The following is a 22,102-nucleotide window of genomic DNA, read 5'->3' on the forward strand; positions in this document are numbered from 1 at the left end:
TTTCTTATGTGGGATTGATGCATCGCTTCAATCCCACAAATAAGTTTTAACTGAAGAGTAAAAGTCTACCATTTTTACTTTTCATTTAGAATCTTATTGAGTATTCCGATACAAAATTTTTTAGATAAATGAAGGTTTTACGAGGAGTGGATAGGGTGGAATTTGTCATTGAAATGCTGGGTATTCGCAAAGAATTTCCAGGTATTGTTGCTAATGATAATATTACTTTGCAAGTAAAAAAAGGGGAGATTCACGCGCTGCTTGGAGAAAACGGTGCCGGAAAATCGACTCTTATGAATGTTCTCTTTGGTTTATATCAACCGGAAAAAGGAGAAATTCGTGTTAATGGAAAGTCGGTAAAAATAACGAATCCTAATATTGCGAATGATTTAGGGATTGGTATGGTTCATCAGCATTTTATGTTAGTCGATACGTTTACTGTCACTGAAAATATTATTCTAGGAAAAGAGCCAAAATCCGGGGGAACGATCGATATTAAAAAAGCGGAGAAAGAGGTTCAGGAGATTTCGCAAAGATATGGACTAGCTGTTAACCCGAAAGCGAAAATAGCTGATATTTCAGTAGGAATGCAACAAAGAGTTGAAATATTAAAAACATTATATCGTGGTGCGGAAATTATTATTTTTGACGAGCCAACTGCGGTTTTAACACCACAAGAGATTACTGAACTCATACAAATTATGAAAACGTTAATTAAAGAAGGCAAATCTATCATTTTAATTACTCATAAGTTAAAAGAAATTATGGAAGTTTGTGATCAAGTAACGGTTATTCGTAAAGGAAAAGGAATTGGAACAGTATCAGTTAAGGAAACAAATCCGAACGAACTCGCTAACTTAATGGTTGGACGTGAGGTTGTTTTTAAAACTGTAAAAAAAGAAGCAAGTCCAAAAGAAAATGTACTTGAAATAAAAGATTTAGTCGTCAAAGATACAAGAGGGATTGAATCGATAAAAAGTTTAAATCTTAATGTACGAGCGGGTGAGATCGTCGGTATTGCCGGTGTAGATGGGAATGGACAAACGGAACTAATTGAAGCCATTACGGGATTAAGAAAATCAGAAAGTGGATCAATTAAATTAAATGGAAAAGAAGTACGAAACTTAAAGCCGAGGAAGATTACGGAAGCTGGTGTGGGACATATTCCGGAAGATCGTCATAAACATGGACTAGTACTCGATTTTCCGATCGGCGAAAATATCGTTTTACAAACGTACTATCAAAAGCCCTATTCAAAAGGGGGTATATTAAATTTTAAACAAATATATAACAAGGCATCGAAAATTATCCAAGAATTCGATGTTCGTACGCCTAGTGAATATACTTTAGCACGTTCATTATCGGGTGGAAACCAACAAAAAGCAATCATTGGGCGTGAAGTGGATCGGAATCCTGATCTATTAATTGCCGCACAACCGACTAGAGGTTTAGACGTAGGAGCGATTGAGTTTATTCATAAACGTTTAATTGAACAGCGCGATAATGGAAAGGCAGTGTTATTAATTTCCTTTGAACTAGATGAGATCTTAAATGTAAGTGATCGGGTAGCGGTAATTTATGAAGGGAAAATTGTAGCAGTTGTCGATCCAAAAGTAACAACAGAGCAAGAACTTGGATTGTTAATGGCAGGTTCTAAAGGCCGGGAAGAAGGTGAAAAAACAAATGTCTAATCGATTAGTGAATATATTGATACCTGTTGTATCAGTAATATTAGGTTTAATTGCCGGGGCTATCATTATGCTTATAAGTGGATACAACCCAATTAATGGTTACCTGTCATTATGGAACGGTGCTTTCGGGGATTCTTTCTATATTGGTGAAACATTAAGACAGGTGACGCCGTATATTTTTGCCGGACTTGCAGTTGCTTTTGCATTTCGAACCGGGCTATTTAATATCGGTGTAGAAGGGCAAATGTTAATGGGGTGGATCGTATCAGTTTGGGTTGGATTAGCTTTTGATCTGCCAAAAATCATTCATTTACCACTTACGATTATTGCTGCAGCTATAGCTGGGGCGATTTGGGGATTTATTCCCGGACTTTTAAAGGCTAAATTTCGTGTTCACGAAGTAATTGTAACAATTATGATGAATTATATTGCACTACATGTTTCAAACTATATCATTCGTAATGTTTTATCAGATCAATCTGATACAACGAAGGAAATTCCAAATTCAGCTTCATTAAAATCAGATTTCTTTCAAAGCATTACAGATTACTCGAGTCTCCATAATGGGATTTATCTTGCAATTATTGCTGCTATTATTATGTGGTTTTTACTTGAGAAAACAACAAAAGGTTATGAACTTAAATCGGTCGGATTTAACCAGCATGCATCACAATATGCGGGTATGAATGTAAATAAAAATATTATTTATTCAATGATTATTTCCGGTGTATTTGCCGGACTTGCCGGAGCGATGCAAGGTTTGGGTACATTTGGTTTTGCTTTCTTACAATCAAGTTTTTCCGGTGTAGGTTTCGATGGAATTGCTGTGGCACTTCTCGGTGGAAATACAGCATTGGGAGTAGTTATTGCTTCTATTTTATTCGGTGGTTTAAGGGTAGGTTCATTGAATATGCCAATTGAAGCGAATGTTCCGAATGAGCTTGTAGAAATCGTCATTGCATTGATAATTTTCTTTGTTGCTTCAAGTTATATGATTAAATGGATCATTACACGTTTTAAAAGGGAGGTGAAATAAGTGGATTTAATGACAGCACTTGAAATAATAGTATCTTCTTCTCTCTTAGTAGCTGCTCCACTTATCTTCACTGCATTAGGCGGCGTTTTCTCCGAACGTGCAGGTGTTGTTAATATTGGTTTGGAAGGGCTTATGATTATCGGTGCATTTAGTGCCATCGTCTTTAATTTAACATTTGCTGATACTTTCGGGGCAGCAACTCCATGGATTGCGTTAATTGTAGCGATGATTGTTGGAGTAATTTTATCATTACTCCATGCAGTTGCCTCTATAACATTTAGAGCTGATCAGACTGTTAGTGGTGTTGCAATTAACTTTTTTGCATTAGGTCTTTCATTATTTTTAGTGAAAAAATGGTACAGTAAAGGTCAAACTGATTTTATTAAAGAAAATTTCCGTAAAATTGATATTCCAGTTTTAAAGGATATTCCAATCGTTGGAGATCTTTTCTTTAGTAATGTAACGTATGCATCCTATCTTGCTATTATTCTTGCATTTGTTGTCTGGTTTATCATATTTAAAACACCATTTGGTTTACGCCTTCGTTCGGTTGGAGAACACCCGGCTGCGGCAGATACAATGGGGATAAATGTGACGAAAATGCGTTATATCGGTGTCATGTTATCCGGTGTATTTGGTGGTCTTGGTGGTGCGGTATATGCCCAAACGATTACTTTAGATTTTAGTCATTCGACGATCACTGGACAAGGTTTTATGGCTTTAGCCGCTATGATCTTCGGTAAATGGCATCCGCTTGGTGCAATGGGGGCTGCATTGTTCTTTGGCTTTGCACAAAGTTTAAGTATTGTTGGAGGGGATATTCCGTTCCTCAAAGATATTCCAAGTGTATATTTGTTAATTGCTCCATATGTACTAACCATTTTAGCTTTAGCAGGATTTATCGGCCGTGCAGATGCCCCTAAAGCAAGTGGTCTTCCATATATTAAAGGTCAAAGATAAATTTTTGAGAGAGCCCAGAAATGTTTCTGGGTTTTTTTATAAGGTAAATACTTGTAGGACATTATCTTTAACATGTATAGTAAGAATAACTTCATAACAAAATAGTATTAGAAAGTAAAAGGAGGATTGGCTATGGCTGTTGCTAACGAGCAAATAATTAAGAAAAATGGTTATACATTACATATCGTGAAAACAAATAAATATAAAACGAATACACTTGTTTGGAAAATGAAGGCACCATTAACGGAAGAAACGGTAACACTTCGAGCATTATTACCAAATGTATTACAAAGTAGCACAAAGCAATATCCAACAACTACCGCACTACGAACCTATCTAGATGATTTATATGGTGCTGGATTTTTTGTTGATTTAGCAAAAAAAGGCGAATATCATATTATGTCTTTTTCAATAGATATTGCTAATGAGAAGTTCCTCAAAGATCCTACACCTTTGCTTCAAAAGGGAATCAATTTCTTGTCGGAAGTAATATTAAACCCGAATGTTGAAAATGAATCGTTCCATCCTCAAACCGTTGAAAAAGAAAAAAGAACATTAAAACAGAGAATCCAATCTATATATGATGATAAAATGCGTTATTCCAGCGTCCGGTTAGTGGAAGAAATGTGTAAAGATGAAGCTTATGCCTTTGATGCAAATGGGGTGAGTGAAAAAGTGGATGAAATCACTCCAAAAAGATTATATGACTATTACCAAAAAGCTATCAATGAGGATGAATTGCACTTATACATTATTGGTGATGTGGATGAAAAAGAAGTGGAAGTATTTTGTGAAAATCTACAATTTAAGGATCGCTCACCACTTAAATTAGAAAACAGGAATAGCGTTCAAATTGATAAAGTAAAAGAAATTAAAGAAAAACAAGATGTTAAACAAGGGAAATTAAATATTGGCTATCGAACAAACATTCAATTTGGTGATGAAGATTACTTTGCCTTACAAGTTTTTAACGGAATCTTCGGTGGTTTTTCACATTCAAAATTATTTATAAATGTTCGTGAAAAAGCCAGTTTAGCGTATTATGCAGCAAGTCGACTTGAAAGTCATAAAGGTTTATTAATGGTAATGAGTGGAATTGAAGCGGAAAATTATGATCAAGCAATTAGAATCATTCGTGAACAAATGGAAGCAATGAAGAATGGTGATTTTACCGATCAAGAAATAGAGCAAACGAAAGCAGTAATTAATAATCAGCTTTTGGAAACAACGGATACATCAAGAGGTTTGGTAGAGATACTTTATCATAATGTAATTGGTCATCAAAACCTAACAGTGGATGACTGGATAGCAGGAGTGAACAATGCTTCGAAAGAAGATATTACAAAAGTAGCTGAAAAGATTGAATTGGATACAATCTATTTCTTAACAGGAATGGAGGGAAATGAATCATGAAAAAAATTGAATTTGAACAATTAAAAGAAACGCTTTATTATGAAAAAATGGAAAATGGTCTAAATGTTTATCTTTTACCTAAAGAAGGTTTTAGTAAAACATTTGCTACATTCACGACAAAATACGGTTCTATCGACAATGATTTTGTCCCATTAGATTCGCATGAATTCAAACGAGTACCTGATGGCATTGCCCATTTCTTAGAACATAAATTATTTGAAAAAGAAGATGGCGACGTATTCCAGCAATTTAGTAAGCAAGGAGCATCAGCCAATGCGTTCACTACTTTCAATCGAACAGCATATTTGTTTTCTAGCACATCCAATGTCAAAAAAAATTTAGAAACGCTAATCGATATGGTACAAAGCCCTTATTTTACTGAGAAAACAGTAGAAAAAGAAAAAGGGATAATTGGCCAAGAAATTACGATGTATGATGATAATCCGGATTGGCGCTTATATTTTGGCGTTATCGAAAATATGTATCATAATCATCCAGTTAAAATAGATATCGCAGGAACAATTGAGTCTATCACCCCTATTACAGATAAACTATTGTATGAGTGCTATCACACTTTTTACCATCCAAGCAATATGCTTATCTTTGTTGTCGGACCAATTGATCCAGATCAAATCATGACAATGATTCGTGACAATCAAAAGAAAAAGAATTATAAGGATATGTCTAAAATTAAGCGTCGTTTTGAAAATGAACCGCCGCAAGTAGCTGAGAAAAAACGAGTATTAAAAATGAATGTGCAAACGCCTAAATGTTTAGTTGGTGTTAAAGCGTTAGATGTTAATCAAAGTGGCGATGAAATGTTAAAAAATGAATTAACAATTAATATCTTACTTGATATTCTTTTCGGCAAAAGTTCTGCAAATTATTTTGATCTGTACAATGAAGGATTAATCGACGAAACATTCTCCTTTGATTACACACAAGAAGAAGGATTTGGTTTTTCGATGGTAGGAGGAGATACAGAAAAACCAGATGTTTTAGCTGACAAGTTGCAAAAAATAATGTTAGATGCTAAAAATGGTCAACATATTAGTGAGAAGGCACTTGAAAGAACGAAGAAAAAGAAAATAGGCGGATTTTTAAGGCAGCTAAACTCTCCGGATTTTATCGCCAATCAATTTACAAGATATGCGTTTAATGAAATGAATCTATTTGATGTTGTACCAACATTAGAAAAAATTACATTTGCAGACTTGCAAAATGCTGCAGAACAGTTCTTTAAAGAAGAGCGCTTTACGGTGTGTCAAGTTGTCCCAAATAAATAAACCGATTTTTGGTAAAAACTCGGATATTCCGAGTTTTTCTTTTTCAACGTTATGTGAATTAGGAGAGGAAAAATGAAAAAATTCGTATTAGTAACTGGTGCAAGCGGGGGAATAGGGAAAGCAACGGCCATTGAATTGGCGAAAAAGGGGTGGAATTTATATTTACACTACAATCGAAATACAGTGGCAATAAAGCAATTATTAAATGAACTCGAGCCATATAATGTGGAACTAATCCCCATTCAAGCAGATCTTTCAACTGATGAAGGAATTGAAAAACTTATAAATAATATATTTCACATTCATGCCATTTGCTATGTCAGCGGAATTTCCTATTATGGATTATTTATTGATACGACCGATGATATTCTTGAGAAAATGTGGAAAGTACATGTATTTGCACCTATGAAAATTATTAAAGAACTATTACCAAAATTAATGAGAAATTCATCCTCCCAAATCGTATTGGTCAGTTCGATATGGGGCCAAACAGGTGCATCATGTGAAGTTGCTTATTCGACTGTTAAAGGAGCTCAGCTTGCTTTTGTAAAAGCTTTAAGTAAAGAAGTAGCTCGTAATGGAGTACGCATCAATGCGGTTGCACCTGGTGCTGTTGACACGGACATGCTTGCTATGTTTTCAAAAGAAGAACAACAGGAGCTTAAAGATGAAATTCCGATTGGACGATTAGCTTGTCCTGATGAAGTGGCTAGTGTTAATTCCTTCTTACTTTCAGAAAAATCATCGTATATAACCGGACAAGTTTTGTCCGTTAACGGTGGCTGGTACACATAAAAAATTATGTATAAAATAAACCCCCTTGAGAGAAAATAATTTGGAACTTACTATTAAGGAGGTTTGAACAATGTCAGTATTAGACAACTGGAACCAATGGAAAGATTTTCTTGGTGATCGATTAAACCAAGCTAAACAACAAGGAATGTCTCAAGAAACAATTAATCAATTGGCTGAACAAGTAGGGGATTATCTTTCACAACAAGTTGATCCTAAAAATGAGCAACAAAGAGTACTTTCTGACCTATGGTCTGTTGCTTCTCAAGAAGAACAGCAAGCAATTGCTAACGTAATGGTAAAGCTTGTTCAAAATAATGGCACACACTAATAGAATCAGAACAACATGAGGGGAAATAACCCCTCTTTTTTTATATATAAAACCGAATATAATTATATATATTGATTGAAGAAAATAACGACTGTCTAGTTATATATAATTGTTTTCAATTTTTCATTTCTTACATAATAGGCTACTTTTTCCTTTCATCTTATAGTAAAATCATTTATCATATAAGCTAGATGATTTAAAAAGATTGGTGGGGGTTTATATGGATCGTAAAGAATGGTATTTAGAATATGAAATTCAAATAAACCGACCAGGGTTATTAGGTGATATTTCATCCTTATTAGGTATGCTTTCTATAAATATTATTAGTATTAATGGCGTAGATGATGGAAGACGAGGTCTTTTGTTATTAGTGAAGAATGAAGAACAAATCGAAAGATTAGAATCAATCTTAGCGACTATGGAAACAATTAAAGTAACAAAATTACGCGAACCAAAATTACGTGACAAATTAGCTGTCAGACATGGGCGCTATATTCAAAGAGATGCTGATGATAAAAAAACCTTTCGTTTTATTCGCGATGAATTAGGATTACTTGTTGATTTTATGGCCGAGTTGTTTAAACAAGAAGGTCATAAATTGATAGGAATCAGAGGAATGCCACGTGTAGGAAAAACAGAATCTGTAGTTGCTGCCAGTGTATGCGCGAATAAAAAATGGCTATTTGTATCTTCTACATTATTAAAACAAACGATTCGAAATCAATTAATTAAAGACGAATATAGTTCTGATAATATTTTTATCCTAGATGGAATTGTTTCAACCCAACGTGCAGATGAGCGACATTGGCAACTAGTTAGAGAAATTATGCGTCTATCAGCTGTTAAGGTAATTGAACATCCTGATGTATTCGTCCAAAATACTGAATACTCATTGGAAGACTTTGACTATATCATAGAATTACGTGATATCCCTAATCAAGAAATTACATATGAAGTGATTGAAAATAATAATTTTTTTAGCGGTTCGGGTTTTGGAGGATTTGATTATTAGATTGGCAGGTGTTAATGCGTGACAGAATTAGGAAGTCGCCTGAAAGAAGCTAGGCAAGCAAAAGGTTTAAGTTTAGATGATTTACAAGAAATGACAAAAATTCAGAAGCGTTATTTAAAAGGTATTGAAGAAGGAAATTATGATATGATGCCTGGTAAGTTTTATGTCCGGGCGTTCATTAAACAATACGCAGAAGCTGTCGGACTTGAAACAGAACAAGTTTTTGATGAGTATAAAAATGAAGTTCCGGAAGTATATCACGAAGAATTGCCGGAACAAATTTCTCGTGTTCAATCGAGAAAAACCGTTCCTGTAAGTTCTTCGAAAATTCTAGATATATTTCCGAAAATATTAGTAGCTGTGTTTATAATTGCTGCAATATTTCTTATCTGGTTTTTATATACAAAATATTCGGGATCAAACAATAATGAAAAACTCGGAGGAACAAAAGAAACTCCGATCGAGTCTACTGAGGTTAAGCAAAGCAATAAGCCTGCAGAAAAGACTAACAAACAAAATAATAATAAAGATAATAACAGTGTAGAAAAAACACAAGATGAAAAAAATAAAACGGTTGAAGAACCAAAACAAAAATTAAAAGTTGTTAATACTAGCGGGAAATATTCCACATATCAATTATTAAACACTGATAAATTTGAAGTTAAGTTATCATCCACTGGTGAAGCATGGATTGGTGTTTCAAATGACTCAGGTCATTCATATTTCAATGGAATTTTGAAAGATGGACAAAGCCAAATAATTGATTTAACTAAAGAAAAACAAGTAACCTTTAATATTGGAAAAACTCCTGAAACAGAGATTTATATTAATGGTGAAAAATTTGATTATCCAAATGATAACTATACACAAAAAATAACAATTCAATTTGAACCATCAAAAACTGAATAGTCATCAATTGATGGCTATTTTTCTTGCAAATGATCAATTTGTTAAGGGATAATATCTAAATAAGAAAAGCTTTTCCTAATGGATAAGTATAGACAACGGAGGAAAGATTTGTGAACTTACCAAATAGAATCACTGTATTACGAGTTTGTTTAATACCTATTTTTGTTATTATTATGGTTGCCCCATTAAATTGGGGAAATATTGAGCTAATCAACGCTGAAATGCCTGTTACCCATTTTGTTGCTGCGCTAATTTTTATCGTTGCATCTGTAACTGACTTTATTGATGGTCATTATGCAAGAAAACATAACTTAGTAACGAATTTAGGAAAGTTTTTAGACCCATTAGCGGACAAATTACTTGTTTCGGCAGCTTTTATTATTTTAGTCGAACTTGGTATTGCACCGTCCTGGATTATTATTATAATTATCAGTCGTGAATTCGCTGTAACCGGATTAAGAGCTATTTTAGCAGCAAGTGAGGGAGAAGTTGTAGCGGCAGCAATGCCAGGGAAAATAAAAATGTGGACTCAAACTATTGCTATTGCTTTAATGCTTCTACATAATTTTCCTTTTGGTGAAGGCGGATTTCCGTTAGCGAATATTGCCCTATGGATTTCATTATTTTTCACCATTTGGTCTGGGTGGGATTATTTATATAAAAATCGTCATATCTTTGTTAATTCAAAATAAACGTAATTTTAATAGAGAGGAAGACTTTAATGAAGGCAGAAATTATCGCAGTAGGATCAGAGCTCTTACTCGGCCAAATAGTTAATACAAACGCAAAATATATTTCAAAATGCTTAGCTGAAATTGGCGTAAATGTTTTTCACCAAACAGTTGTCGGCGATAATGCGGGTCGCTTAAAGGAGAGTATAGTAATTGCTGAAAAACGAGCGGATTTAATTATTTTTACAGGTGGACTTGGACCTACGAAAGATGATTTAACGAAAGAAACGATTGCAGCCCATATTGGTAAAAAACTCGTAACTGATTTAGAAGCAATGGAATCAATTGAACAATATTTTCAAAGAACAAAACGTGTTATGACAGAGAATAATAAAAAGCAAGCGCTAGTGTTAGAAGATGCGAAAGTATTACCGAATGAGAATGGAATGGCTCCGGGAATGTTTTTAAAAAATGGACAGCATTTCTATATGCTTTTGCCGGGTCCACCACATGAGATGGAACCTATGTTTTTAACATATGGTAGAAATGCAATTTTAGAGACATTAGATGAACATCAAAAAATAGAATCCAGAGTTCTTCGTTTTTTTGGCATTGGGGAAGCACAATTGGAGACAGAAATTGTAGATATTTTAGATCGTCAAACCAACCCTACAATTGCTCCGTTAGCATCTGAAGGCGAAGTGACCTTGAGAATTACTGCCAAGCATCAATCAAGTAGTGAGGCGTGGAAGTTAATACAACAAGCGGAAGAAGAAATTCTTCTTCGAGTAGGTGATTATTTCTATGGATATGATGATACATCATTAATGCAAGAATTAATTACGTTATTAAATAAAAATAACCAAACCATCGCGTGTGCAGAAAGCTTGACTGCTGGCTTATTTCAATCAAATATTGGTAACTTTTCCGGAGTTAGCTCCATATTAAAAGGTGGAGTCGTTTGTTATACAAATGAAGCAAAAATGAAACTAGTAAATGTTAAAAAAGAAACACTCTCTCAATATGGCGCTGTAAGTAAAGAATGTGCATCTGAATTAGCCGAAAATATTATGTCTATACTAGATTCTACAATTGGAATTAGTTTTACAGGAATCGCGGGACCAAATGCATTGGAAGGAAATCCTGCAGGAACCGTATGGATTGGAATTGCCCAAAAAAATAAAGCAACCAAAACATATCTATTAGAACTAGCTAGTTCAAGAAATAGTAACCGTTTAAGATCAGTGAAATATGGCTGTCATTATTTAATTAATGAACTTACATCATAAGAATGGCTTTGCCATTCTTTTGTTAGTTTTTTTACTGTTATTTCATTATTAGCGCCCATTTCAAGTGACTTTTTAATTTTTCCTTTAGTGAAAATTTGAAAATCACCCAATTTTTTTTGATGAAAATAGACGAATAAATGTTCGACTTTTTACTTGGCAAACTAGTAAAAAACAGTTATAGTTAAAGAAAGTAGATTTGCATAAACAAATCCGTTTAAATTGTGCAAAGATAAGGGAGGAAATATAGTGAGTGATCGTCAAGCAGCCCTAGAAATGGCTTTAAAACAAATAGAGAAACAATTCGGAAAAGGTTCCGTTATGAAACTTGGAGAACAAACAGATAGAAGAATTTCAACAGTTCCTAGTGGTTCACTTGCACTTGATGTTGCATTAGGTGTGGGTGGATATCCAAGAGGCCGCGTAATTGAAATATATGGCCCTGAAAGTTCAGGTAAAACAACAGTAGCTCTGCATGCAATAGCTGAAGTACAAGCAAAGGGCGGTCAAGCAGCCTTTATCGATGCTGAACATGCACTTGATCCTGTATACGCCCAAAAATTAGGTGTAAATATTGATGAATTGCTTTTGTCCCAACCTGATACTGGTGAGCAAGCTCTTGAAATTGCTGAAGCCCTTGTACGAAGTGGTGCAATTGATATTATCGTTATTGATTCAGTTGCTGCACTTGTACCTAAAGCTGAAATCGAAGGGGAAATGGGAGATTCACATGTCGGTTTACAAGCGCGTCTGATGTCCCAAGCATTGCGTAAGCTTTCAGGTGCTATCAATAAATCAAAAACAATTGCGATTTTCATCAACCAAATTAGGGAAAAAGTAGGCGTTATGTTCGGTAATCCTGAAACAACACCAGGAGGACGTGCATTGAAGTTCTATTCTTCCGTACGTCTTGAAGTACGTCGTGCCGAACAATTAAAGCAAGGCAATGACATTGTCGGTAATAAAACAAAAGTAAAAGTAGTAAAAAACAAGGTTGCACCGCCTTTCCGTGTAGCTGAAGTAGATATTATGTATGGTGAAGGGATATCTAGAGAAGGTGAAATTATTGATATGGCTTCTGAACTTGATATTGTTCAGAAGAGTGGATCATGGTATTCATATAATGATGAGCGATTAGGTCAAGGTCGTGAAAATGCGAAGCTTTTCCTAAAAGAAAATCCGGCAATTCGCGATGAAGTTATGTATAAAATCCGTGATCATTATGGTTTAGATGATGAAAAAGTAGCTCCAATAGAAGAAGAACAAGAAGAGCTAGATTTATAAGGTATAATGAATGCAAAGTCGTTAAATGAGACTTTGCATTTTTTTACGCTTATTGAATAATCGCATTTTTCGTTAAAATCTCACGTTTTTTTACATATAATGTTAATAAACAAGGATAAGCCCTTGACAATAAAATGACACAACTATAAAATTAGTATGTATAATTTTATTTTTTTAAAATTGATTTTGAAGCCCTAGCGCTGTATATTGAAACCTATGTAACAATGTAGCAGCCGACATGTTTGAGACATGATAAAAGTTCATAGCAAGAGGAGGTGAAATGATGGAACCAATTAATGTAATCATCTCCATTTTGCTTGGCCTCGTCGGTGTAGTTGTTGGTTATCTTTTACGCAAATCCATTGCTGAAGCAAAAATAGCAGGAGCAAAAAATGCAGCTGAACAAATTGTTGAGGATGCAAAGCGAGAGGCGGAAGCCTTGAAGAAAGAAGCCCTGTTAGAAGCGAAGGATGAAAATCATAAACTTCGTACTGATATTGAAAGTGAACTTCGTGAACGAAGAAATGAATTGCAAAAACAAGAAAATCGATTATTGCAAAAGGAGGAGAACCTCGACCGCAAAGATGAATCTTTAGATAAGCGTGAAGCAACGCTTGAAAAGAAAGAGGACTCTCTTAATCAAAGACAACAACATATAGAAGCGATGGAAAGCAAAGTGGATGAGATGGTACAGAAACAAAAATCTGAACTAGAACGTATCTCCAGCCTTACCCGTGATGAAGCAAAATCGATTATTATCAAAAAGGTAGAGAATGAGCTTTCACATGATTTAGGAATGATGATTAAAGAAAGTGAAAATCGTGCGAAAGAAGAAGCGGATAAAAAGGCGAAAAATATCCTTTCACTTGCCATTCAACGATGTGCTGCGGAACATGTTGCAGAAACAACAGTATCTGTAGTGAATCTGCCGAATGATGAAATGAAAGGACGAATAATCGGTCGTGAAGGACGGAATATTCGAACGCTTGAAACGTTGACTGGTATTGACCTTATAATAGATGACACTCCTGAAGCGGTTATCCTTTCAGGTTTTGACCCTATTCGTAGAGAAACAGCACGTATCGCATTGGAGAAACTAGTTCAAGATGGCCGCATCCATCCAGCACGAATAGAGGAAATGGTGGATAAAGCTAGACGAGAAGTAGACGAACATATCCGAGAAATCGGTGAGCAGACTACTTTTGAAGTCGATGTACATGGTCTCCATCCAGATCTAATCAAAATTTTAGGTCGTATGAAATTCCGTACAAGTTACGGACAAAATGTATTAAAACATTCTATTGAAGTCGCTCATTTATCAGGACTTTTAGCGGCTGAATTAGGGGAAGATGAAAGACTTGCGCGTCGTGCAGGACTTCTTCATGATATTGGAAAAGCCGTTGACCATGAAGTTGAAGGAAGTCATGTGGAAATTGGTGTTGAGCTAGCAACAAAGTACAAAGAACATCCAGTAGTTATTAACAGCATAGCTTCTCACCATGGTGATACTGAACCTACTTCCATTATTTCTGTATTAGTTGCCGCTGCAGATGCATTATCGGCAGCAAGACCTGGAGCTCGTAGTGAAACATTAGAGAATTATATTCGACGACTTGAAAAGCTAGAAGAAATATCGGAATCATATGATGGTGTTGACAAATCATTTGCGATACAAGCAGGACGAGAAGTTCGAATCATGGTAAAACCGGAACAAATCAATGACCTTGAAGCACATCGCTTAGCTCGTGATATACGAAAGCGAATTGAAGGGGAATTAGATTATCCTGGACATATAAAGGTAACAGTTATTCGTGAAACAAGGGCTGTTGAATATGCAAAATAAAGTGGTGTACATTACACCGCTTTATTTTATTTTCGGATTTGTTATAAATGAAAAGTTCGTGCAATAATAGTATAAGTACATAATTTTTACATTTAAGATTTATCCAAGAGTAGAGAGGAAACACATATATGAAAATATTATTTGTAGGGGATGTAGTTGGATCCCCTGGACGAGAAATGATTTCTGAATACTTGCCTAAATTAAAATCAAAATATCGTCCTGAATTAACGATTATCAATGGTGAAAACGCTGCTGGAGGCAGGGGAATTACCGAAAAAATTTATCGGCAATTTTTAAACGATGGGGCAGATATGGTTACTTTAGGTAACCATTCATGGGACAATAAAGACATATTTGAATTTATTGACAAAGCTAAAAACTTGGTAAGACCGGGTAATTTTCCAGAAGGGACTCCCGGAACAGGATTATCTTTTATAAAAGTTAATGGAATTGAAGCGGCGGTTATTAGTTTGCAAGGGCGTACATTTCTCCCGGCAATTGATTGTCCTTTTCACAAGGCCGAAGAGCTGATTAAAAAAGCAAAAATGAAAACCAATATTATTTTTGTTGATTTTCATGCAGAGGCAACAAGTGAAAAGCAGGCAATGGGCTGGTTTTTAGATGGTAAAGTTTCCGCAGTAGTTGGTACGCATACACATGTACAAACTGCAGATAATCGGGTATTACCGAATGGAACAGCATATTTAACTGATGTAGGAATGACAGGTCCTTATGATGGGATCTTAGGTATGGAACGTGGAGCTGTTATAAAGAAATTTATAACGAGTCTTCCTGTAAGATTTGAAGTGCCAAAAGATGGTAGAAAGCAGCTTAGTGCCTGTCTAATTGACTTGGATAAGAAGACTGGTAAAGCCAATAAAATAGAAACAATTCTTATTAATGACGACCATTTATTTATATCGGAGTAAATTATTTTCATGAAAACATCCTCTTTTTTCGAACAAGCCGGAATAGAATTGATTTTGTGTGAATATAGTAGCAATGGAATGATTATACCAGGATTGTTCACACAAATTGGACATTCGGTATTGGGAAAATACAAGGAGGAGAAGAAATGGAAATATTAAAAGTTTCAGCAAAGTCTAATCCTAATTCTGTAGCAGGTGCACTTGCCGGTGTTCTTCGTGAAAGAGGTGGGGCGGAAATCCAAGCAATTGGTGCGGGGGCATTAAATCAAGCCGTAAAAGCTGTTGCTATTGCAAGAGGTTTTGTTGCACCTAGTGGTGTTGATTTAATATGTATTCCGGCTTTTACAGATATTTTAATTGAAGGGGAAGAAAGGACGGCGATTAAGTTAATCGTCGAACCAAGATAACACAAACATAAACTATTCAAGGGGCCTAGTATTTACTAAGCTCCTTTTATTTTTTCTATTATTTGACCTTTTTTCGACAAAAACCAAGTAGTATTGTGTTCATTTGCAAAAGCCTTTATACTAGAATAATGTGTATATTAGTAATTATAATGAAATGTGAAGAAAATTTTTTCATTATACAATAGAATCAACCGATAAGAAAGGGGATTTCCATGAACGAGAAGCAACGACTAGAGGGACAACAAGTAAACACTACGAATCCTGCGGACAAAAAATCCGAAAAGGATTATAGCAAGTATTTTCAATCTGTTTATATCCCGCCAAATCTTAAAGAGGCAAAAAGACGCGGGAAAGAAGAAGTTAAATATCATAAAGACTTTAATATTTCAGAAGAATTTAAAGGGATGGGTAACGGACGAAAATTTTATATCCGTACATACGGATGTCAAATGAATGAACATGATACAGAAGTAATGGCTGGAATTTTCATGCAATTAGGCTATGAGCCTACTGATTCTGTAGATGACGCAAATGTAATTCTCCTCAATACTTGCGCCATTCGTGAAAATGCAGAAAACAAAGTATTTGGTGAAATTGGACATTTAAAGCCATTGAAGTTGGAACGACCGGATTTACTAGTCGGTGTTTGTGGTTGCATGTCCCAAGAAGAATCTGTAGTTAATAAGATTCTTGAAAAACATCAACATGTCGATATGATTTTTGGGACTCATAATATTCACCGTTTGCCACAAATTTTGAAAGAAGCATATATGTCAAAAGCTATGGTTGTTGAAGTATGGTCCAAAGAAGGGGATGTAATTGAAAACCTTCCAAAAGTACGTAAAGGAAATATTAAAGCTTGGGTCAATATAATGTACGGATGTGATAAATTCTGTACGTACTGTATCGTTCCATATACACGAGGAAAAGAACGTAGTAGACGTCCTGAAGATATCATTCAAGAGGTACGCCATTTAGCTGCACAGGGCTATCAAGAAGTTACCCTTCTAGGACAAAACGTAAATGCTTACGGGAAAGATTTAGAAGGCATGAATTATGGTCTTGGAGATTTAATGGATGAATTACGAAAAATAGATATTCCACGAATTCGTTTTACTACTAGTCATCCGCGTGATTTTGATGACCGTTTAATTGAAGTGTTAGCAAAAAAAGGGAATTTAGTAGAACATATTCATTTACCAGTTCAATCAGGTTCGAGTGATGTATTAAAAATCATGGCTCGTAAATATACACGTGAACGCTACTTAGAACTTGTTGGAAAAATTAAAGAAGCGATCCCTGATGTAGCATTATCGACTGATATTATCGTTGGTTTCCCAAATGAAACAGAAGAACAGTTTGAAGAAACACTTTCATTGTATCGTGAAGTTGGGTTTGAAATGGCTTATACATTTATTTATTCACCACGTGAAGGTACCCCAGCTGCAAGAATGAAAGATAATGTACCGATGGAAGTGAAAAAAGAAAGACTGCAACGATTAAACGATTTAGTGAATCAATTATCGAAAGAAGCTCTAGAAAAGTATAAGGGACAAATCGTCGAAGTGTTAGTTGAAGGTGAAAGTAAAAACAATCCCGATGTATTAGCCGGATATACTCGAAAAAATAAACTTGTAAACTTCATTGGACCTAAATCAGCGATTGGCCAACTAGTTAAAGTAAAAATTACGGATGCTAAAACATGGTCATTGAATGGTGAAATGGTTGAACAAATAGAAGCGGTAGAGGTGAAATAATTGATGAAACGTTATACGAAAGATGAAATTGTTGAACGCGCAACAGAAGTAGCAAAGATGATCTCGGAAACAGAAGAAGTTGACTTTTTTAAACGTGCTGAAGCACAAATCAATGAAAATCAAAAAGTTCGTGAAATGATTGCAAGCATTAAGAGTTTACAAAAGCAAGCGGTAAACTTTCAGCATTATGGAAAAACAGAAGCATTAAAAATGGTAGAGGAAAAAATCGAGAAAATTGAAGAAGAGTTGGATGAAATTCCTATTGTGCAGGAATTTAAACAATCACAAGCTGATGTAAATGATTTATTACAAATTGTTGCTGCAACTATTTCAAGTACCGTAACAGACGAAATTATTACTTCTACTGGAGGTGACCTGCTAGCAGGTGAAACAGGCTCTAAAGTGAGAAACAGTACAGCAGGTAGATGTGATTAATATGGATAAGCCATCAAGTTGATGGCTTATTTTTTTTTCTATAAAACAAAAAAAGAATTAATGTACGTTAAAAACCTAGCGCCTAGAACACAACCATCCTGTTTACATATAATGAAATAACCCATAAACTTTTTAGTAATTTTACTTAGCAGAGATCTTCTAAACTAGTTGTTCACAATAAATGTACAGCAATTAGTCAGACCTAGGGAATCAAGAAATTATTCGCACAATAGACGATTGCCATGCATAGGATGAAATGAAAATAAATGAGGAGGTTTCGCTCGAATGGCAGAATATAGAGAAATAATAACTAAAGCAGTCGTTGCGAAAGGACGTAAATTTACACAGTCCAATCATACGATCTGTCCACCGCATCATCCATCGAGCATATTAGGTGGCTGGATTATAAACCATAAGTATGAAGCCAAAAAAGTTGATAAAAAGGTAGAAATAAATGGCTCATACGATATAAATGTCTGGTATTCTCATAGTGACAATACGAAAACATCTGTTGTCACAGAAAAAGTGGAATACTGTGATATTGTTAAATTGAATTATCGTGACCCGGATTGCCTTGACGATAAGGAAGTTGTTGCAAGAGTACTGCAGCAACCTAATTGTATCGAAGCAGTAATATCACCAAATGGCAATAAAGTGATTGTCAACAGTGAAAGAGAATTCCTTGTTGAAGTAATTGGGGAAACAAAAATATGTGTAGCTATTGATCCAGAGGGCCGTGACTGTGATGATGAGGATTGGGAAGATGAACTAGATGAAGAATTTGAAGAACTAAATCCAGACTTTTTAGTAGGTTCGGAAGAGGAATAAGCACGCATAATATTGAAATTAGGGCTAGGAGAAACTCTCCTAGTTTTTCTTTTTGTATGAAATTATTAAATTCTTATGACTTCCCATAAGTTTTCTGTAAGTGCATTCCTATCGCAATAGAATTATGATATATGTAAATATATCGTAAAGGGGAGTAATCCTGATGAAATTTCTTTTTAATGGTATTGATCATGTTCAATTAGCTGCTCCAAAAGACTGTGAAGAGAAAGCGAGATTTTTTTATGGTACGATCCTTGGATTACCTGAAATTAAGAAGCCGGAAACTTTAAAAGGACGTGGGGGCTGCTGGTTTCAATGTGGGAATCAAGAATTGCACATCGGAGTTGAAGAAGATTTTAGAGAAGCGAAGAAAGCTCATCCGGGATTAATTGTGACAAATCTTGAGGAGCTAAAAAGGATTTTACTTGCTTACCAAATTGATATTAAAGAAGAACCCGCAATAGAAGGTAGGTCACGTATTCATGTAAGCGATCCATTTGGAAATCGTCTTGAATTTTTGGAGTTTACTCAAGAATAAAGGCATCACTATTTGTTTCCAAATGTTGTTTTCAATAAAGAAAATAAATAGATTATGATATAATAGGAGAATCAAATAGTAAGTTGTACGGAAAGGATTATGTAGAATATGGGTCAATATACTCCGATGATTCAACAATATTTACAAGTAAAGGCAGATTATAAAGATGCCTTTTTATTTTTTCGCTTAGGTGATTTTTATGAAATGTTTTTTGAAGACGCGTTAAAGGCTTCTCAAGAGCTTGAAATTACATTAACGAGTCGTGATGGCGGTGGCAACGAGCGAATCCCGATGTGTGGGGTTCCCTATCATGCTGCTGCAAATTATATCGACGTATTGATTGAAAAAGGTCATAAGGTAGCTATTTGTGAGCAAGTAGAAGACCCTAAACAATCAAAGGGTGTTGTAAGAAGAGAAGTCGTTCAGCTTATTACTCCTGGAACGAAAATGGAAGGTAAAGGTCTTAGGGAAAAAGAAAATAATTATATAGCAGCCATTTCAACTTTCGAAGATGGATATGGAATCGCCTATACAGATCTCTCGACTGGAGAGAATAGTGTAACGATAATTGAGAATCACTTTGATCTCGTATTAAATGAATTATCAATAATTGGTGCAAAAGAAGTGGTTGTACAATCACAATTTAAAGATCATTTGCAAAAACAATTGCAAGAACGTTTGAATGCGACAATTTCCATAGAAGACGATATTTCGGAGAAACCGGATTATCGAAAACTACTATCGACTATTAACGAACATTCAATGAGAATATCTATTATTCGCCTATTTAATTATTTGTATCGTACTCAAAAAAGAAACTTAGATCACTTACAGCCTGTAGCGATTGTTGAAATCAACCAATTTTTGAAAATAGATTATTATTCAAAACGTAATCTCGAAATTACAGAGACCATTCGTTCGAAAGGTAAGAAAGGTTCTTTACTATGGTTGTTAGATGAAACAATGACTGCAATGGGAGGGCGTTTACTAAAACACTGGCTTGACCGACCATTAATTAATCAAAAGGAAATTGAACAAAGACAACTGGTTGTCGAAACATTTATCGAGCACTTTTTTGAAAGGCAAGATATTCGGGAAAAATTAAAGGAAGTATACGATTTAGAACGATTGGCTGGCCGTGTAGCTTTTGGAAATGTGAATGCTCGTGATTTAATCCAATTAAAAAGTTCACTCCAGCAAATACCGATCATTCGACAATTAATAGAGCAGCTAGAATTAGATTTCGTTGAGCAACTAGATCCGTGTGAAGAGTTAGTGGATGTTCTTGAGAGAGCAATAATTGATAACCCCCCACTTTCTATTAAAGAAGGAGGGATCATTCAAGACGGCTATAATGAGGAACTAGATAAGTATCGGGACGCGAGCCGAAACGGAAAAAATTGGCTTGCTCAGCTTGAACAGGAAGAAAGAAATAGAACAGGAATAAAATCGTTAAAAATCGGTTATAACCGTGTATTTGGCTATTTTATTGAAGTAACAAAGTCGAATTTACATTTACTAGAAGAAGGTCGGTACGATCGTAAGCAAACATTAGCAAATGCAGAACGGTTTATTACACCCGAACTTAAAGAAAAAGAATCATTGATCTTGCAAGCGGAGGAAAAAAGTGTTGAACTTGAATACGAATTATTCCTGCAAATTCGTGAAGTGGTAAAAGAGTACATTCCTAGACTACAGAACCTCGCGAAAATAGTGAGCGAAATCGACGTATTACAATGCTTTGCGACTATCAGTGAGTCAAGACATTATGTTAAACCTTTGTTTAATTCAGAACGAAAGGTAATAATTAAAGAAGGGCGCCATCCTGTTGTTGAGAAAGTAATGAATGCACAAGAATACGTACCAAATGATTGTTACATGGATGCAGAAAGAGAATTGCTGTTAATTACGGGACCTAATATGTCAGGGAAAAGTACGTATATGCGACAAATTGCTTTGACATCAATTTTAGCTCAAATCGGTTGTTTTGTTCCAGCTCGTGAGGCGATTTTGCCAATATTTGACCAGGTCTTTACTCGTATTGGTGCTGCCGATGACTTAATTTCTGGACAAAGTACATTTATGGTAGAAATGTTAGAAGCGAAAAATGCGATTGCAAATGCTACAAAAAACAGTCTTATCCTCTTTGATGAAATTGGCCGTGGAACATCTACCTATGATGGAATGGCGCTTGCACAGGCAATCATTGAATATATTCATACGCAAATAGGAGCAAAAACATTATTCTCGACACATTATCATGAATTAACAGTATTGGCTGAAACGCTCCCACAACTAAAAAATGTTCACGTTAGCGCGATTGAACAAAATGGAACGGTAGTATTTTTGCATAAAATTAAAGAGGGACCGGCGGATAAAAGTTATGGTATTCATGTTGCGGAACTTGCCGAACTGCCAAAAGAATTGATTGTGCGGGCAAATGAAATTCTTCGTCAATTAGAGAACCAAAATAATAAGAATGAGCAAATAGAGCCTAAGAAAGAAGAACACTCACTAAAACAGCTTTCCTTTTTTGAAGAGACAGACACGAAAGTAAAAAAAGAGATTACATCAAAAGAAAAGAAAATTGTAGAAGAGTTGAAAGGTATTAATCTTTTAGAATTAAATCCGTTACAAGCAATGAATACTTTATATGAATTGCAAAAAAAGTTAAAAGGTTAAGTGGTGAGATCG

At 35.2% G+C, this 22,102-nt stretch carries 21 protein-coding genes; 20 read left to right on the top strand and 1 reads right to left on the bottom strand.

Annotation, left to right across the window (positions count from 1 at the left end):
* Positions 1–155 precede the first annotated feature (155 nt).
* The 11 genes from MKY81_RS13470 to MKY81_RS13520 all read left to right on the top strand — a co-directional run bounded on the left by MKY81_RS13470 (position 156) and on the right by MKY81_RS13520 (position 11,390).
* A complete protein-coding gene (locus tag MKY81_RS13470) occupies positions 156–1,691 on the top strand; it encodes an ABC transporter ATP-binding protein (protein ID WP_341118781.1) in 1,536 nt (511 codons plus the stop codon).
* The gene (locus tag MKY81_RS13475) at positions 1,684–2,727 is read left to right on the top strand and encodes an ABC transporter permease (protein ID WP_066233227.1); all 1,044 of its coding nucleotides are present in this window, start codon (positions 1,684–1,686) and stop codon (positions 2,725–2,727) included. The genes MKY81_RS13470 and MKY81_RS13475 overlap by 8 nt, the downstream gene beginning before the upstream one ends.
* Positions 2,728–3,687, top strand: a complete 960-nt coding sequence (locus tag MKY81_RS13480) for an ABC transporter permease (RefSeq protein ID WP_066233232.1) — start codon at positions 2,728–2,730, stop codon at positions 3,685–3,687.
* 132 nt (positions 3,688–3,819) lie between these two features.
* Positions 3,820–5,100 (top strand): EF-P 5-aminopentanol modification-associated protein YfmF, encoded by a 1,281-nt coding sequence (gene yfmF / locus MKY81_RS13485; RefSeq protein ID WP_341118041.1) that lies wholly within the window; start codon positions 3,820–3,822, stop codon positions 5,098–5,100.
* Positions 5,097–6,386, top strand: coding sequence for an EF-P 5-aminopentanol modification-associated protein YfmH (yfmH, locus tag MKY81_RS13490; protein WP_066233240.1), 1,290 nt, complete (start codon positions 5,097–5,099; stop codon positions 6,384–6,386). Before yfmF ends, yfmH begins: the two co-directional genes overlap by 4 nt.
* Before the next feature lie 72 nt (positions 6,387–6,458).
* Positions 6,459–7,181, top strand: a complete 723-nt coding sequence (gene ymfI, locus MKY81_RS13495; RefSeq protein WP_341118043.1) for an elongation factor P 5-aminopentanone reductase — start codon at positions 6,459–6,461, stop codon at positions 7,179–7,181.
* 70 nt (positions 7,182–7,251) lie between these two features.
* Positions 7,252–7,509, top strand: a complete 258-nt coding sequence (locus MKY81_RS13500) for a DUF3243 domain-containing protein (protein WP_066233246.1) — start codon at positions 7,252–7,254, stop codon at positions 7,507–7,509.
* A gap of 220 nt (positions 7,510–7,729) precedes the next feature.
* Positions 7,730–8,521 carry a DUF3388 domain-containing protein gene (locus MKY81_RS13505; protein WP_066233250.1) on the top strand — a complete coding sequence of 264 codons (792 nt, stop codon included), beginning with the start codon at positions 7,730–7,732 and terminating at the stop codon, positions 8,519–8,521.
* A gap of 18 nt (positions 8,522–8,539) precedes the next feature.
* Entirely contained in the window at positions 8,540–9,430 is an 891-nt protein-coding gene (locus MKY81_RS13510; RefSeq protein WP_341118044.1) for a helix-turn-helix domain-containing protein, read from the top strand.
* 110 nt (positions 9,431–9,540) lie between these two features.
* Positions 9,541–10,122, top strand: coding sequence for a CDP-diacylglycerol--glycerol-3-phosphate 3-phosphatidyltransferase (pgsA, locus tag MKY81_RS13515; protein ID WP_066233255.1), 582 nt, complete (start codon positions 9,541–9,543; stop codon positions 10,120–10,122).
* Between the two features lie 29 nt (positions 10,123–10,151).
* Positions 10,152–11,390, top strand: coding sequence for a competence/damage-inducible protein A (locus MKY81_RS13520; protein WP_341118045.1), 1,239 nt, complete (start codon positions 10,152–10,154; stop codon positions 11,388–11,390).
* Here MKY81_RS13520 and MKY81_RS13525 read toward each other — a convergent pair.
* Positions 11,363–11,500 carry a hypothetical protein gene (locus MKY81_RS13525; RefSeq protein WP_341118046.1) on the bottom strand — a complete coding sequence of 46 codons (138 nt, stop codon included), beginning with the start codon at positions 11,498–11,500 and terminating at the stop codon, positions 11,363–11,365. The two genes, MKY81_RS13520 and MKY81_RS13525, sit on opposite strands and share 28 nt — an antisense overlap.
* Before the next feature lie 136 nt (positions 11,501–11,636).
* On the opposite strand from MKY81_RS13525, the gene recA reads away from it, so the two are divergent.
* The 9 genes from recA (at position 11,637) to mutS (ending at position 22,090) form a co-directional block, all read left to right on the top strand.
* Positions 11,637–12,671 (top strand): recombinase RecA, encoded by a 1,035-nt coding sequence (recA, locus tag MKY81_RS13530; protein ID WP_066233261.1) that lies wholly within the window; start codon positions 11,637–11,639, stop codon positions 12,669–12,671.
* A 283-nt stretch (positions 12,672–12,954) separates the two neighbouring features.
* A complete protein-coding gene (gene rny, locus MKY81_RS13535; protein WP_066233264.1) occupies positions 12,955–14,514 on the top strand; it encodes a ribonuclease Y in 1,560 nt (519 codons plus the stop codon).
* Between the two features lie 128 nt (positions 14,515–14,642).
* The gene (locus tag MKY81_RS13540) at positions 14,643–15,443 is read left to right on the top strand and encodes a TIGR00282 family metallophosphoesterase (RefSeq protein ID WP_108070590.1); all 801 of its coding nucleotides are present in this window, start codon (positions 14,643–14,645) and stop codon (positions 15,441–15,443) included.
* Between the two features lie 146 nt (positions 15,444–15,589).
* Positions 15,590–15,850, top strand: coding sequence for a stage V sporulation protein SpoVS (gene spoVS, locus MKY81_RS13545; RefSeq protein WP_058002725.1), 261 nt, complete (start codon positions 15,590–15,592; stop codon positions 15,848–15,850).
* Positions 15,851–16,062: 212 nt separating this feature from the next.
* Positions 16,063–17,607, top strand: a complete 1,545-nt coding sequence (gene miaB, locus MKY81_RS13550) for a tRNA (N6-isopentenyl adenosine(37)-C2)-methylthiotransferase MiaB (protein WP_066233270.1) — start codon at positions 16,063–16,065, stop codon at positions 17,605–17,607.
* A 3-nt stretch (positions 17,608–17,610) separates the two neighbouring features.
* Positions 17,611–18,042 (top strand): RicAFT regulatory complex protein RicA family protein, encoded by a 432-nt coding sequence (locus tag MKY81_RS13555; RefSeq protein ID WP_066233275.1) that lies wholly within the window; start codon positions 17,611–17,613, stop codon positions 18,040–18,042.
* Positions 18,043–18,327: 285 nt separating this feature from the next.
* Positions 18,328–18,870 carry an outer spore coat protein CotE gene (locus MKY81_RS13560; protein ID WP_108070586.1) on the top strand — a complete coding sequence of 181 codons (543 nt, stop codon included), beginning with the start codon at positions 18,328–18,330 and terminating at the stop codon, positions 18,868–18,870.
* Positions 18,871–19,033: 163 nt separating this feature from the next.
* Positions 19,034–19,408: a VOC family protein gene (locus tag MKY81_RS13565; RefSeq protein WP_341118048.1), complete on the top strand. Its 375-nt coding sequence runs from the start codon at positions 19,034–19,036 to the stop codon at positions 19,406–19,408.
* Between the two features lie 108 nt (positions 19,409–19,516).
* Positions 19,517–22,090: a DNA mismatch repair protein MutS gene (gene mutS, locus MKY81_RS13570; protein WP_341118049.1), complete on the top strand. Its 2,574-nt coding sequence runs from the start codon at positions 19,517–19,519 to the stop codon at positions 22,088–22,090.
* Positions 22,091–22,102 lie beyond the last annotated feature (12 nt).

Source organism: Heyndrickxia sp. FSL W8-0423, assembly GCF_038009395.1.
In the GTDB taxonomy this organism is placed as follows: Bacteria; Bacillota; Bacilli; order Bacillales; family Bacillaceae_C; genus Heyndrickxia; species Heyndrickxia sporothermodurans.

Coding starts and splice junctions, on each gene's coding strand:
- MKY81_RS13475 (WP_066233227.1), top strand. CDS start 1,684: ATGTCTAATCGATTAGTGAATATATTGATACCTGTTGTATCAGTAATA.
- yfmF (WP_341118041.1), top strand. CDS start 3,820: ATGGCTGTTGCTAACGAGCAAATAATTAAGAAAAATGGTTATACATTA.
- yfmH (WP_066233240.1), top strand. CDS start 5,097: ATGAAAAAAATTGAATTTGAACAATTAAAAGAAACGCTTTATTATGAA.
- ymfI (WP_341118043.1), top strand. CDS start 6,459: ATGAAAAAATTCGTATTAGTAACTGGTGCAAGCGGGGGAATAGGGAAA.
- MKY81_RS13500 (WP_066233246.1), top strand. CDS start 7,252: ATGTCAGTATTAGACAACTGGAACCAATGGAAAGATTTTCTTGGTGAT.
- MKY81_RS13505 (WP_066233250.1), top strand. CDS start 7,730: ATGGATCGTAAAGAATGGTATTTAGAATATGAAATTCAAATAAACCGA.
- MKY81_RS13520 (WP_341118045.1), top strand. CDS start 10,152: ATGAAGGCAGAAATTATCGCAGTAGGATCAGAGCTCTTACTCGGCCAA.
- rny (WP_066233264.1), top strand. CDS start 12,955: ATGGAACCAATTAATGTAATCATCTCCATTTTGCTTGGCCTCGTCGGT.
- MKY81_RS13540 (WP_108070590.1), top strand. CDS start 14,643: ATGAAAATATTATTTGTAGGGGATGTAGTTGGATCCCCTGGACGAGAA.
- spoVS (WP_058002725.1), top strand. CDS start 15,590: ATGGAAATATTAAAAGTTTCAGCAAAGTCTAATCCTAATTCTGTAGCA.
- miaB (WP_066233270.1), top strand. CDS start 16,063: ATGAACGAGAAGCAACGACTAGAGGGACAACAAGTAAACACTACGAAT.
- MKY81_RS13555 (WP_066233275.1), top strand. CDS start 17,611: ATGAAACGTTATACGAAAGATGAAATTGTTGAACGCGCAACAGAAGTA.
- MKY81_RS13560 (WP_108070586.1), top strand. CDS start 18,328: ATGGCAGAATATAGAGAAATAATAACTAAAGCAGTCGTTGCGAAAGGA.
- MKY81_RS13565 (WP_341118048.1), top strand. CDS start 19,034: ATGAAATTTCTTTTTAATGGTATTGATCATGTTCAATTAGCTGCTCCA.
- mutS (WP_341118049.1), top strand. CDS start 19,517: ATGGGTCAATATACTCCGATGATTCAACAATATTTACAAGTAAAGGCA.